Raw genomic sequence first — 13,585 nt, 5'->3', positions numbered from 1 at the left:
GAAAATTTGTGAGGGAAGTCAGTTGCAATAAATTTTCATCGGTTAAAAAAACTTAATCTTATGAAACCTAGAATTGGTCTCATAAAATTAAGCTACAATACAGCGTCAAACGCAGTGCTAAACTCTCTAAAATGGACCTGGAAATAAAATGAACTGGGAACTTGCCATTCAGCATCTTTAGGTCTGCATAAAAATTGTACTATGATACTGTCAATCCGTAGTATTTTATATAAATGGCATTCTACATAAATTTTTCAACCAAAGCTGCGTCAAATTTGGCTTTGGCAATCTTGTTTGCCTGCGCCAAAGCAATATCTGCATCAGTAGGACCCGCCCATTGACACGCTTGCTGATAAAATAACGATAAGATAGTTCTAAATCCTGCTGTATCCGCATCGGTCAACGACATTGTCAACGACATTGTCAACGCACTTTGTTTATCGCCACCAAAAAACTGATCAAAAAAGTAAATCATGGTTAAGGTTAAAGCCTGATTGGTTTCTGCCTTGCGAGCTAATAGCCCAAAACCACGGGATTTTGATGAATTATGATGCTGATGAATCGTCTGCTTGACACTGTCTAAAATTTGGCTGCCCAATAATGGTGAAAATTGCGCCATAAAACTATCAATCAGTAACTCAAAGGCGGCCATTTGGTTAGATGTTTGGCTAAATATTGGGCTAGATATTGCGTCAGGTTTTTGGTTAGAGATAGCTACTTGACTGGATGATGGGTAAGTGACTGGGCTATTTTGCCCCAAATTAGGGATATCATGGGTCATCGATTGGGGGTTGGCTGCACCCATTTGGTAATCACTCAGCGCTTTCATCAAACTTCGACGGATATTTGAGCGATATTCTTTGGTTTCGTTGTCTTGCGTAATTTCATGGACAAAACGCTGGATTTGGTAGGGCGTAATATCGGCATAATCTTTATGAAAGATGTCCATGGCTTTACGTATATCAGCATCTTTTAAAAACGGTGTTAACGCAGATTTGATAGTAGCTTCTTTGTTCATGACGGTGCCAAATATTTAAAGTTAATAAAAGTACAATTGACGCAAATGACTGTGGTGGGTCGGGTACCTGTGACGACAGAGCATACAGGTACCGCAAAAATTTAAAACTAATGCCGCTCAGTTAGCGTTTGCTGACTAAATAAGCTATCTTGGAATTCAGGGTAAGCCCCTTCGGCATGTTCGGTAAAGTCAAGCCCGCGTTGCTCATGCTGTGCAAGTACCCGTAGACCGATGGTTTTTTCTATCACAAAATACACCACCATACCCAGTCCAAACGACCAAACAAACATTGCCCCGATGCCCATCAGCTGTACGATAATACGATGGCTGTCGAATAAATCACCTTCATAAAACAGCCCTGCTGCCAGCGTACCCCACACACCGCCGCCCACATGCACGGCAACGGCATACACCGCATCATCCATTTGAACATTATCCAATAACCGCTTCACTGCCAAATACGCCAAACATGCACCACCACCGGTAACAATCGCATACACAGGTGACATGGTTGCACAGCCTGCGGTAATGGCGACCAACCCTGCAAGGCTGATATTGACCGTATCACTTAATAAAATTGCTTTACGCATCACCCCTGAAATCAGCAGATAAGCCGTCACCGCACTCACCCCTGCTAGGTGGGTATTTAGCATGATTTTGCCCAAATTACCTGAGCTGGTCAGTGTAGAACCTGCGTTAAATCCAAACCACGCTAACCATAGAATAAAGCCGCCCAAGGTGACAAGCGTGAGATTATGACCGGCAATCAAACGCGGCGTGCCATCAGGGCCAAAGCGACCAATACGCGGTCCAAGGACGATAATACCCGCGAGCGCTAACCACCCACCGACAGAGTGCACCACCGAAGAGCCGGCAAAATCAATAAATCCAAGCTGGGTAAGCCAGCCTTGACCGCCATAATAACCACCCCATGCCCAACTGGCTACGACGGGATAAATCAGTCCGCAAGTCATCAACGTACCAATCAGATACCCTGAAAATTTAATACGCTCCGCCATCGCACCACTGGCAATGGTGGCGGCGGTGGAAGCAAACATCATCTGAAAAAACAAATGTGCCCATTGCATATTGCTAAGCTGCTCTGGTAAAAACTCGCTTTGACCCACGTAACCTGTGGGGTTGTTGCCTGCCATCAAGCCATAGCCCAAGATATAAAAAATTAATCCGCCAATCGCCATATCGGTATAGTTTTTCATCAGCACATTCACGGTATTTTTACTGCGCACTGAGCCTGATTCAATGAGCGCAAAGCCCGCCTGCATAAAGAACACCAGCAAACCGCCAATAACTACCCACATCACATTTTGGTAGTCATATAGCTGCTCATTGGTGGGCGTCGCAGCGTACACCGAGGAATGTTGATAAAAAACCATCACGGATAATAGCCATTTATAGGCTTTATTAAGCCGTTTACCCGTATGCCGTTGAACCGTATTGTTTAACCTTCTCATGAAGCTTTTACCCTTATGCCCTTATGCCCTCGATAAAAAATTATCGCTCAAGTATTAATCAGTTTTGCCAAGACAGGGAATGCAAATTGTGTACCAAATAAGAAAATAATTAAAAAATAGCGAGTTTTGAAAACGCATAAAAAAGCGCTTTAAGCCGTGATGACTTAAAGCGCTAATGGTTGAGGTTGATGGCTATAAGGACTCGTTATCTGAAGTCTTACCTGTTTTATGGATATCTTCAGTGGGATTGCCTTCTGTCACCGTACCATCATTGGTGGGATTATCGTCCTTAGCTTTTGGATTAAAGGCTTTATTACGCGCATCGGCATTTTCAAGCCACAGCGCGTTTAAAATCGCCAATAATACCGCAAACCCCAATCCTAATATCCACGCAAAATACCACATTGTGTTCTCCTATTAAGTTGCCTTGATTTGGGTCAGTAAAGTGAATGCTCTTGCTCTCGAACATAAGCCTTGGTCACTTTACCGCGCATCACGCTATATGCCCAGCTGGTGTAACCTACAATCATCGGTAATAACACCACCACGACAAACAACATAATCATCAAGGTGAGATGACTCGATACACTGTCCCAAACCGTCAAGCTTGAACGTGGGTCGCTAGAGGATGGCATGACAAACGGAAATAATGCCACCCCTGCGGTCATAATCACACTAAGCACAGCAATACTGGATGCGATAAATGCGCTCAAGGTTTTACGCGCTTTTAACAATATTGCCGTGACAATCGGCATGATGACACCAAGTGCAGGAAATGCCCATGCCAGTGGATACTGATGATAATTTGCCATCCATGCGCCCGCTTGACGCGTCACCTCTTTATTGAGCACATTTGGTAAGGCTTGGGGGTCAATGGGGCTGGTGATATGATAGCCGTCAATCGATTGTATCCATACCCCTGCCAGCACAAACAACACTGCCATTACCATACTACTGATAGCAGCGTAGTTAAGAGTACGATTTTGTACCTCATCGAGGGTGCGATGCGCTAAATATGCTCCCCCTTGCATAATCAACATAGACGCACTAATCAAGCCACACAGTAGGGCAAATGGATTAAGTAATGCCCAAAATGAGCCTGTGTAAGTCGATACCAAATGGTTGTTAAAACTAAAAGGCACGCCTAAAAACAAATTACCAAATGCCACGCCAAACACCACAGCCGGGATAAATGAACCCACAAACAACCCCCAGTCCCACGCTTTGCGCCAGGTTGGATTGTGTATCATACTGCGATATTTAAACCCCACCGGGCGGAAAAATAACGCCCACAATACTGCCATCAACGCCCAATAAAAACCGCTAAAGGCAGTGGCATACACCATCGGCCATGCCGCAAAAATCGCGCCACCTGCCGTGATAAACCATACTTGGTTACCCTCCCAGTGCGGACCAATGGTATTGATAATCACCCGGCGCTCTTCATCATCTTTGCCGACAAAAGGCAGTAACGAACACACGCCCATATCATGCCCATCCATGATAGCAAACCCAATGAGCAGCGCACCGACCAATAACCACCAAATAATTTTGAGTGTTTCATAATCAAACAACATGATTCACCTCGGCTGTATCATGGGGCAAATTTAATGAAGGACTCACGTGCACCTTGTGAGTATCTTCGCCGTAGTATTTGCCTGTACCTAGACTCGCAGGTCCTTTACGGGCATATTTCACCATCAAGTACATTTCAATCATCAGCAGCACCGTATAAAAACCAACAAATCCCGCCAGCGAGGCATACACATTCGCCACGCTAATGTTGGAGACTGAAAAATACGTTGGTAACATGCCATAAATCGTCCAAGGTTGACGCCCATACTCGGCAACAAACCAACCAAATTCAGCAGCAAGCCAAGGCGCAGGCAGCATCAATAATGCCCAGCGTAACAGCCAAGGTTTTTGGATAAAGTTATCTTTGACACTTGACCAAAGACTAATCGTAAACAATGCCAACAATAAAAAGCCCAAGCCCACCATGGCACGAAATGACCAAAACATTGGGATAATAGGCGGAATGGTGGCATCGGTGGCTTGTTTAATCATTGCCGGCGTGGCTTTGCTGACATCAGGCGAATAGCGTTTGAGCAATAACCCAAAGCCCAAGTCTTTTTTTACCTTTTCAAACTCCGCCACTGTCGCAGGATTTGGGGTTGAACCTGGGGGCGCACTGCGTAATTGATCCAGTAGTACCACCGCTTTTTGACCATTGATGATGCGTTTTTCATTGATGATTTTGATGTCATGGATGCCCAAAATCGGGGTATCTAGTGAGCGCGTCCCAATCAAGCCCATCACATACGGAATTTGCACTGCCCAGTTGTTTTTTTGCTCGGCTTGGTTGATATCGGCAATCAAATTAAAACTGGCAGGCGCAGGCTCGGTTTCCCACATCGCCTCTATCGCTGCCATTTTGGTTTGCTGTGCCAAGCCAATGGAGTAACCCGACTCATCACCCAGCACGATGGTACTACAAATCGACGCAAAACCAAATGCCGCCGCGACTTGAAAGCTGCGTTTGGCAAATTCGACATCGCGTTTTTTGAGCAGATACCACGCTGAGATGGCAAGCACAAAGGTCGCTCCCACCGTATAGCCGGCAGAGACGGTATGCACGAATTTGTTTTGCGCCTCAGGGTTAAATAATACTGCCGCAAAATCGGTCATTTCCATGCGCATGGTTTGGTAACTAAACTCTGCGCCAACCGGATTTTGCATCCACCCATTGGCAATCAAAATCCACAATGCGGATAGATTGGTACCCAGCGCCATCAACATAGTCACTAGCAAATGCTGTCCGCGTGACAGTCTATCCCAACCAAAGAAAAACAGTCCAACCATGGTCGATTCTAAAAAAAATGCCATCAAGCCTTCAATGGCAAGCGGCGCACCAAAAACATCGCCGACATATTGTGAGTAGTACGCCCAGTTGGTACCAAACTGGAATTCCATGGTGATTCCGGTGGTGACACCCAAGGCAAAGTTGATGCCAAACAGTTTGCCCCAAAAACGCGTCATGTCTTTCCACACTTCTTTGCCTGTCATCACGTACATGGATTCCATGATGACCAGCAGCCACACCATGCCCAGTGTGAGTGGTACAAATAAAAAATGATATAACGCCGTGACTGCAAATTGCAGACGGGAAATATCGACGAGATGTTCTGTTATCATGTTGACTCCTTGGTTTGACAACCAATTCAGATGTCAATTACCCTCATGCGTGGTTAAAAAAGGGTAATGTTTTTATTTACAAACATTATATAAATCTATAAATTATTTGTCATGCGGCATAATGTCGCACCTGACTACAAAATACTATGATGAGTATGGCGTTGCTGCTACCATCTTCTCATACCCTGTCAAAGATGGTGATAGTTGAATGAGTGATAGTTTATGGGTCTGTTGAGGGTAATATTTTAAAGTGGGGTCGTTCATCGCTTTACTTATTTAATTGTCTTTTATATGGCTTTTTATATGCCTTTATCAAGGTTTTATCAACCCTCATTGGTAGGCAGTGTGTTTACACTTTTTTATCTCATTGCCTTGATGAGCATGATTTGTCGTACCTAACCCGTGCTTGATACGCTATGATATGTCCATTGATTTTATCGTTACTGTTAACCAACCATGTCTGAAACTTCTGCTGTCAACCAAACCCTTCGTCACTATGCCGCTATGGCAAAGCGACCGATTTATATGGCATGGGGACTGTCAGTTGTGTCCACGCTGGTATTGATTGTGCAGTCTTGGCTGATTGCGGTCATCTTTGCAGATTGGTTAACACAAATTACCCATCACCGCCCTGCCACTGACGTATTTTTTGATTATCTGCCGTGGCTGATGGGATGTCTGTTGCTACGTCCTTTACTGCATTTTTGCAAAGACCAGCTGGCGTTAGACGCGGGACTACAAGTAGCCAGCATCCTACGAAAAACGCTAGTTGAAAAACTGGCACAAGTAGGTGCGGCGCGCGACCAGTATGGCAGTGATGGCGGGCTTGCCAGTATGGTGATTGAGCAATGTGACGCCTTAACGGGCTATGTCAGCCGTTTTTATCTGCAGCGACTGATTGTGGTGACCACGCCTATCATGCTATTAGTCGCCGCTGCGACCCAAAGCTGGATAGCGACGCTGATTTTACTACTAACTGCACCGCTAGTCCCTGTATTTATGGTATTAATTGGTCATGCCACCGCCCGTAAAAGTCGGCAACAATTTGCCGCGATGGCACAGCTAAGCGGGCGATTTTTGGATTGGTTACGTGGTACAGCGACACTGCAACGGCTCGATGCTGTTGGGCACGCCAGTCAAGATATCGATGCTTCAGCCGAAGCCTACCGTATGCGCACCATGTCGGTGCTCAAAATTGCGTTTTTAAACACCGCAGCGCTAGAACTGTTAGCCGCGCTGTCGATTGCGCTACTTGCCGTGTATTTGGGTTTTGGTTTAATCGGTATTTTACCCTGGCAAAAAAACACGGTGCCTGTGCCTTACCAGTCGGCGCTATTTTTGCTGCTGTTGGCACCCGAATTTTATGCCCCGCTACGTCAGTTGGGCGCGGATTATCATGTCAAAGCGCAAGCGGAAGGCGCGATTGCTGAGTTATCACCGTTGTTAGCGTTTGCGTCAGCGGAAAAAACAAAAGCTAACCCCTTTGTATTAACTGCAGCCCCTGCCATTGACGCGGATAATATTTGGGTCAATCATCAGCAGCGCACACGGCTTGCACCGTTAAGTTTTGCTATTGCCTCAGGGGAACGGTTAGCGATTGTCGGTCAAAGTGGCAGCGGCAAATCCACCCTATTGCAAATTTTTTTGGGTTTTTGTGCCTATCAAGGCGATATCTTTATTGATAACCAAAATTTTAACACCATCAATTCCACGCAATTTCGCCACCAAATCGCCTATTTGTCACAACAAACCATGCTACTGCCAATGAGTATCGCCGATAATTTACGCCTGCCCGACCCAACCGCCAGTGATGACAAATTATGGCAAATTCTTGCGCAAGTGGGATTAAAACCTTTGATAAAAGCACTGCCAAATCAGCTAGATACTCAGTTAGGTGAGCGTGGTAGCGGCTTGTCGGGTGGGCAGCAGCGACGACTGGCAATAGCCCAGTTACTATTACAAGACGCGCAGCTTTGGCTACTCGATGAACCCACTGAGCATTTAGATAGTGAGACCGCAGCCGAGATTAATGCGCTATTACAACAAGTGACTAGGGGTAAAACCGTGCTATGGGTGACGCACGATGCCACAAGCCTGCCTTGGCTGGATCGGCAAATAAGCCTTGATATTGCATCTACTTTGGCGAAGGTGTAACGGTATGACAGCCTCTAATAGTGAAAATAGGCTTATTAGTCAAAATAGCCTTGTCAAAACTCACCCGCAAAAAAAAGCAAACAGTCATCAAACCTTCCGTTTATCCCAGCTGTTTAGCACGCAGCTAGATAAATGGCTCATTGCTGCCTTGTTAGGGATAATGACTGCGTTATCGGTGATTGGGCTATTGATGACGTCAGGGTGGTTTATTTCTGCGGCAGCAATGGCGGGGATGGTGGCGCTGGGCTCACACAGTTTTAATTATCTGGTACCGGCAGCGATTATCCGTGTGATGGCGATGGTACGTACCGCAGGACGCTATGGTGAAATGATGGTATCCCACCATGCGGTGTTTGGTTTGTTGCAGCGGCTGCGAGTGCGGTTTTTTAACCAGTTTGCACGGCTGCCACTGGCAAACTTATCAAGTACCCTACAATCTACCCATGCCATGCACCGTTTAACCCATGATATTGAGGTGCTCAATGAGTTGCCACTGCGCGTGGTATCACCTTGGCTAGTCGCGACAACTGCTAGTTTGCTAGTAGCCACCTTACTTTATCAGTATGAGGTTAACCCCATGCTGATTGCCATATTTTTAATCGCAGGTTTGATGCTGCCTGCCATGCTGACATGGCGCAGTATCAAGCACGCCCGCGCTCATCAGGCATTGGCAGAGTCTAGGCGTGTCAGTTTGCTCAATCCGCTATCGGCGCTTACCCATTTATTGATTTGGCAGCGCTGGCAATCCGAATTGACTGCTTTTAACAGCCTCGACACTCAACATACGCATCAGCAAAAGCGCATCCAGCGCGCCCAGTCATTGGTCATGCTGATCATGCAGTGGCTGATTGCAGCGGTTTTGGTCGGCTTGCTAGTGGGTTTTTATCACACGCCCCTTGTCATCAGTGTGCCGATGTTGCTTGCGTTATTCCTCGGTATCATGGGCATGACTGACTTGCTAGCGCCGTTAGTCACCCATTCGCTAGCCCTTGGCAATAGTTTGGCAGCAAAACACCAACTCAATGAATTACTCAATCCTTCGCTACAACCTAGCCATCATTTAACGCCTGATTTAACCAATCACTTAAACCATGATTTAGCCCCTTTACCCATCGATGTTGCGCGCCTAAGTGCACCACTCACACTCACCATCCATCAGCTAGCTGCCAAAATGCCGCAGGCGATTGTCGGTTTCAAAGCTATCAGCTTGACTGCCACCCAAGGCATCCCTGTATTGATTACTGGGCGCTCGGGCGCGGGCAAATCAACACTGTTACAAGTGCTGGCTCGTGAACTAGCACCGCAACAAGGCAGCATAGAGCTCAATGGTAGGGATTGGCTAGCGTTACACGATACGCCCGCGCTCACAGGTTATCTGGGGCAGCAGATTGATATTTTTGACCAGACCTTGGCGACCAATTTAAGATTGGGCAACGCCGATGCCAGTGATGAACAGCTTTGGCAAGTGCTGGGTAAGGTTGGACTCAAAGACTGGGCGCGCAGTCAGCCGCTACAATTACAGACCCCGCTAGGAGAATACGGGCAAGCTATTTCCGGTGGACAAGCCAGACGCATTGCCTTGGCACGGCTATTACTCACCCCAAAAAAAATCTTGCTGCTAGATGAGCCGTTTGCGGGACTTGATAAAAAAAGCCGTGAAGCACTGTGGCAAATGCTGGTACAGCATCAGCAGCAAGGCATTTTAATCATTGTCACCCACCATCTTTGGCAAACTGATTATCCAATTAATATCGTGCAATTACCTGAGCCTGATGTTTTAATTTAAAAAAAATGATACAAATATTTTTGAATATTGCTGCAGGCGTTTATCTAAAGCAAATTTTTTAATTCTATTGCTATAACCTACCTAGCCTGATTCTGCGTTATCGCTAAGTCTCTGCTGTCTTAATTTTTGTATGATAGTACTATCCAATCAAGGGTTATCAACAACTATATTAACAACCGCAGGAAAACCTATGAACTTAGCAAAATTTAACCCCTCATTTTTAGCCACTGGGCTTAGTGTAGCTCTGCTTAGTATTGTTACAGGTGCGACAGTCACCGCCTGTGCGAGCACCTCAGCGGCACCACAAGCGCAAAAAATGCAAAAGCGCCATCCAGCCAATGCCAAGAACTTTGAGCAACGCTTACAAGCCATGCAAGCCAACGCCCGAGCAGCCGCCAATGCGAGCATCAGTGCCTCTCAAGCGGTCGCCTTGGTACAAAAACAAACCGCGAACACACGCATCGTTGGCGTACGCTATCATGACAGTAGCAACCGACCCAACCCAAACCCTGCCCGTATCGCCAACAACGCCGATGACAACATTGTCGGCTACCGGGTCATGACCCTCAGTGCGAATGGTCAGCCACAACTGTATATCGTCAATGCGTCTAATGGTCAAGTGAGCCAAGCAACTATGCCATCACGGCCATCACGGCCATCACGCCCAGCGCGTCCGCCACAACCCAATACCCCCAATAACCCTAATAGCCCCAACAACATCGGCAACCCCAACAATCAACTAACTGCGCCGCCTGCCACCAATATCAGCCTAGAGCGCGCCATGCAATTGGCAGCAAGCCAAGTCGGTGGTGAAGCCATTGGCGCCCATTTGGGTGGGGATAAAGGGGGTAAAATGGGTCATGGTCCTCGTGACGGTCACCGCCGCCCTAACAGAGACCCACAAATGGGCAATACAGGCATGCCGCCTGCACCAAACCCTGCCCAGAATCAATCACCAAGAACCCCAAGCTATCAGATTGAAGTGGTAAAAGGTAAAGAAGTCTACCATGTTAAAGTTGATGCCCAAACAGGTGCCGTGAGCGATGTCAAATCATTGAACGACTTCAAACGTCGTGCGCCCACTCAGCCATAATTGAGCGACAAATGGCAACCTTGCTTATGAGCAACTATGAGCAACTATGAGCAACACCGTCATTCTTAGAATGGCGGTTTTTTGTGTTATAGTCTATTTGTTTAACAGTATTCGTGTATAAAGGTAACCCAATGAGAGTATTACTCGTCGAAGATGACGTCTTTATTGCCGACAGTCTGATTGATAGTCTAGAAGAAGAAGCGTATGCGGTAGACTGGGCAAAAGATGGGCGAGAAGCGATTTTGACCCTCAAAGTCGAAGCGTATGACGTGATTTTGCTGGATTTGGGCTTGCCAGAAATTGACGGCATGAGCGTGTTAGAGACGCTTCGCAGTGCCAAAATCGATACGCCTGTACTGGTGCTGACCGCCCGAGACCAAATCAAAGACCGCGTGAAAGGGCTGGATGCTGGGGCAGATGACTATATGACTAAGCCATTTGCGATGAGTGAATTACTCGCTCGTATGCGTGTGTTGGTGCGCCGCTCACAAGGCAATAGCCACAACACCCTACAAGTCGGCGACTTAACCCTGGATATCAATGCCAAACGCCTCAAACGTGACGGCATAGAAATCGATATTACCGCCAAAGAATACATGCTGCTCACCACTTTTATGACCGCGCCCGATAAAGTGTTCTCAAAAAGTGAATTGGAAAATTCTATCTACAATTGGGAAGCCGGGATAGAGAGCAATGCCATTGAATTTTTAATCTATGGACTGCGCAAAAAAATTGGTCAAAAACGGATTAAAAACATCCGTGGTTTAGGCTGGTATATCAGTGCCGAAGCCCAAGACTAACAAAAAGTGATACCAAAAGGCCTCAAAAAACATTCAGACAATGGCCGCTAACTACCCACGAAAATGACCATGACTACCCCCACAAAAACCGCCCTGCCCTTGCAAAAATCATTGCAAAAATCACTGCAAAAACAGTTGCTGGTCTGGATCCTTGGCACGTTACTATCGATTGGCATTTTGGTACAGATTGCGGTATTTTGCTATACCTATCAAGAGTTTAACACCTCACAAGAAACCAATCTTAGCTATCTTGCTGAGCTGGTTAGCTCGCGCGCGGCCCTGCGACCCCCTCCCCGTAACCTGAAGCCTAATAGGCGTCTATCAAACCCAGATAACGATTTTGCACCGCATGACTTACCACCGCCTAGACCACCTCTACCAGCTAAGATAGCTTCTGCCCCTAGCAGTAGCACGCCGACCACGGTTTTCTCATCCAATGATGAAAGCAGCGTACTACAGTATCAAGGCGTTAAAGACGGTGTGCAAGTTGATATCTTCCCGGCCCGTTTTGGCAAAATTGACACCAATTTTATTGAGCCAATGGCTCACCCGCAATTGATTAACACCCCTGTCGGTTTTAGTGAATTAACCCTCGATGGTGAAATCTGGAAAGTCTTTCGTAAAGACACCCCAAGGCGGGTGATTTTTGTGCGTCAACCTGTCGAATGGCAGAAAAAAATTGCGTTAAAATCGGCTTGGCAATCCATTATTCCAATTTTACTAACCACCCTGTTGCTGCTTGCACTATTGCCTTGGGTATTAAAGCGCGTATTGCGTCCGATTCAGATATTAGCTAAGCAAATGGCAAAACGTCACGGTCAAGATCTCAGCTTGATCGAACTACCCACTGACAGCCAACATCGCTCAATTCTGCCCAGCGAGCTCATGCCCTTGGTCATTGAAATCAATGCGTTGTTACAACGGGTTGACACCCATATCCAAAACCAAAATCGCTTTATCGCGGATGCAGCACATGAGTTACGCTCGCCATTGACCGCCATCTCGCTGCAAGTACAACAACTGCAAAAATACAGTCAAGACGCGGCGATGTATAGCGACCCTGCAAGGCAAGCCAAATTCAAACAAAACATTCATAAGCTCGCTGTCAGAGTGGAACACAATCAACATTTGGTGGAACAGCTACTCACCCTTGCCCGTATGGACGCCCAGCAATCACAGCTGACCGAGCGCACCAACACGCCCACCGATTTAATCGCCGTGCTACGAGAAGCCATCAAACTGCTATTTCCGATTGCCGATAGCAAAGACCAAACCCTGTCGGTTGACAACCATCTCGCCGCGCTGGGGGGGTCTGCGACGCAGGTCAGTCTAGATGAAACCGCCTTGTTTATCCTCCTCAAAAATTTACTGCAAAATGCGATTTTATACACCCCAACCACAGGCAATATCGCGGTTGTCATTGACCAGATGGCTATCGAAGATTTAATACAAACGTCAAGCAGCAGCGATTCGACCCATACCACCCATACCAACTTCGCCAACGCATTGACCCCGACCCCTGTGTTGGTGAACAACGCTAGCAACACACCCAATCACCGCGCAAAACGACTCATCGTCCAAGTTGCCGATACCGGCATTGGCATTGATGCAGCCCATTATCAAGACGTCTTTCAACCTTTTTACCGCGTCAATCAAAATGCGTCGAGCGCATCACTAGCACAAGGACAAACAAGCAGTACACAAACCCATAGTGATACTGCCAAAAAATCTTTTTCCACCAAAGACACAAGTACCCATTCAGGTTTGACGGTGATTGGCGGTACGGGCTTGGGTTTATCAATTGTTTATCAAATTTGTCAACAAGCCCATATCGATATTTATTTGAGTCCTACGCAAGTGGTTGAGAATAACGCCCAAACCACTGCCACCACCCAAGGCTTAACGGTAACCTTGGTGTTTCAGCCTGCCTCAAAAACAACGTAATTTTATCAAATCATCGCTGCTTTTTTTAAATCATTGCTCAATCTAGTTTTCTCAAACGTATAATTGCGGTATAAAGTACAACAACTATGCTTGGGTAAAACGGAAGTCAACTTTACGATGTTT

The 13,585-nt window shown here is 46.6% G+C and carries 10 protein-coding genes; 5 read left to right on the top strand and 5 right to left on the bottom strand.

The genetic code is table 11. From position 1 onward, the window contains the following. Window positions 1–241: 241 nt before the first annotated feature. The 5 genes from RTP55_RS04450 to RTP55_RS04430 all read right to left on the bottom strand — a co-directional run bounded on the left by RTP55_RS04450 (window position 242) and on the right by RTP55_RS04430 (window position 5,685). Window positions 242–1,018 carry a hypothetical protein gene (locus RTP55_RS04450; RefSeq protein ID WP_219298840.1) on the bottom strand — a complete coding sequence of 259 codons (777 nt, stop codon included), beginning with the start codon at window positions 1,016–1,018 and terminating at the stop codon, window positions 242–244. 107 nt (window positions 1,019–1,125) lie between these two features. Continuing rightward, window positions 1,126–2,412, bottom strand: a complete 1,287-nt coding sequence (locus RTP55_RS04445; protein WP_409418415.1) for an ammonium transporter — start codon at window positions 2,410–2,412, stop codon at window positions 1,126–1,128. A gap of 270 nt (window positions 2,413–2,682) precedes the next feature. After that, entirely contained in the window at window positions 2,683–2,895 is a 213-nt protein-coding gene (gene cydX, locus RTP55_RS11065) for a cytochrome bd-I oxidase subunit CydX (protein ID WP_007116301.1), read from the bottom strand. Between the two features lie 32 nt (window positions 2,896–2,927). Next, window positions 2,928–4,064, bottom strand: coding sequence for a cytochrome d ubiquinol oxidase subunit II (gene cydB, locus RTP55_RS04435; RefSeq protein ID WP_312384602.1), 1,137 nt, complete (start codon window positions 4,062–4,064; stop codon window positions 2,928–2,930). Then, window positions 4,057–5,685, bottom strand: a complete 1,629-nt coding sequence (locus tag RTP55_RS04430) for a cytochrome ubiquinol oxidase subunit I (protein ID WP_312384491.1) — start codon at window positions 5,683–5,685, stop codon at window positions 4,057–4,059. Before RTP55_RS04430 ends, cydB begins: the two co-directional genes overlap by 8 nt. A gap of 456 nt (window positions 5,686–6,141) precedes the next feature. Between RTP55_RS04430 and cydD the strand changes: the two genes are divergently transcribed. The 5 genes from cydD (at window position 6,142) to RTP55_RS04405 (ending at window position 13,462) form a co-directional block, all read left to right on the top strand. After that, a complete protein-coding gene (gene cydD / locus RTP55_RS04425) occupies window positions 6,142–7,839 on the top strand; it encodes a thiol reductant ABC exporter subunit CydD (RefSeq protein WP_312384488.1) in 1,698 nt (565 codons plus the stop codon). Window positions 7,840–7,843: 4 nt separating this feature from the next. Continuing rightward, complete coding sequence (locus RTP55_RS04420) at window positions 7,844–9,625, top strand: amino acid ABC transporter ATP-binding/permease protein (RefSeq protein ID WP_312384486.1); 1,782 nt, start codon at window positions 7,844–7,846, stop codon at window positions 9,623–9,625. A gap of 190 nt (window positions 9,626–9,815) precedes the next feature. Further along, window positions 9,816–10,718, top strand: a complete 903-nt coding sequence (locus tag RTP55_RS04415) for a PepSY domain-containing protein (protein ID WP_312384484.1) — start codon at window positions 9,816–9,818, stop codon at window positions 10,716–10,718. Between the two features lie 131 nt (window positions 10,719–10,849). Then, on the top strand, window positions 10,850–11,518 hold the full coding sequence (locus RTP55_RS04410; protein WP_312384482.1) for a response regulator: 669 nt from the start codon (window positions 10,850–10,852) through the stop codon (window positions 11,516–11,518). Window positions 11,519–11,587: 69 nt separating this feature from the next. Then, window positions 11,588–13,462, top strand: coding sequence for a sensor histidine kinase (locus RTP55_RS04405; protein WP_312384479.1), 1,875 nt, complete (start codon window positions 11,588–11,590; stop codon window positions 13,460–13,462). Window positions 13,463–13,585 lie beyond the last annotated feature (123 nt).

It is taken from the genome of Moraxella sp. CTOTU47579 (assembly GCF_032004885.1).
Classification (GTDB): domain Bacteria; phylum Pseudomonadota; class Gammaproteobacteria; order Pseudomonadales; family Moraxellaceae; genus Faucicola; species Faucicola tetraodonis.
The sequence above is the reverse complement of the archived record's forward strand: the minus strand, read 5'-3'. Positions and strand labels throughout refer to the sequence as shown.

Excerpts from the sequence above, each read along its gene's own strand:
- RTP55_RS04450 (WP_219298840.1), bottom strand. The coding sequence starts at position 1,018 with ATGAACAAAGAAGCTACTATCAAATCTGCGTTAACACCGTTTTTAAAA.
- RTP55_RS04415 (WP_312384484.1), top strand. The coding sequence starts at position 9,816 with ATGAACTTAGCAAAATTTAACCCCTCATTTTTAGCCACTGGGCTTAGT.
- RTP55_RS04405 (WP_312384479.1), top strand. The coding sequence starts at position 11,588 with ATGACTACCCCCACAAAAACCGCCCTGCCCTTGCAAAAATCATTGCAA.
- cydX (WP_007116301.1), bottom strand. The coding sequence starts at position 2,895 with ATGTGGTATTTTGCGTGGATATTAGGATTGGGGTTTGCGGTATTATTG.
- RTP55_RS04445 (WP_409418415.1), bottom strand. The coding sequence starts at position 2,412 with ATGGTTTTTTATCAACATTCCTCGGTGTACGCTGCGACGCCCACCAAT.
- RTP55_RS04410 (WP_312384482.1), top strand. The coding sequence starts at position 10,850 with ATGAGAGTATTACTCGTCGAAGATGACGTCTTTATTGCCGACAGTCTG.
- RTP55_RS04420 (WP_312384486.1), top strand. The coding sequence starts at position 7,844 with ATGACAGCCTCTAATAGTGAAAATAGGCTTATTAGTCAAAATAGCCTT.
- RTP55_RS04430 (WP_312384491.1), bottom strand. The coding sequence starts at position 5,685 with ATGATAACAGAACATCTCGTCGATATTTCCCGTCTGCAATTTGCAGTC.
- cydD (WP_312384488.1), top strand. The coding sequence starts at position 6,142 with ATGTCTGAAACTTCTGCTGTCAACCAAACCCTTCGTCACTATGCCGCT.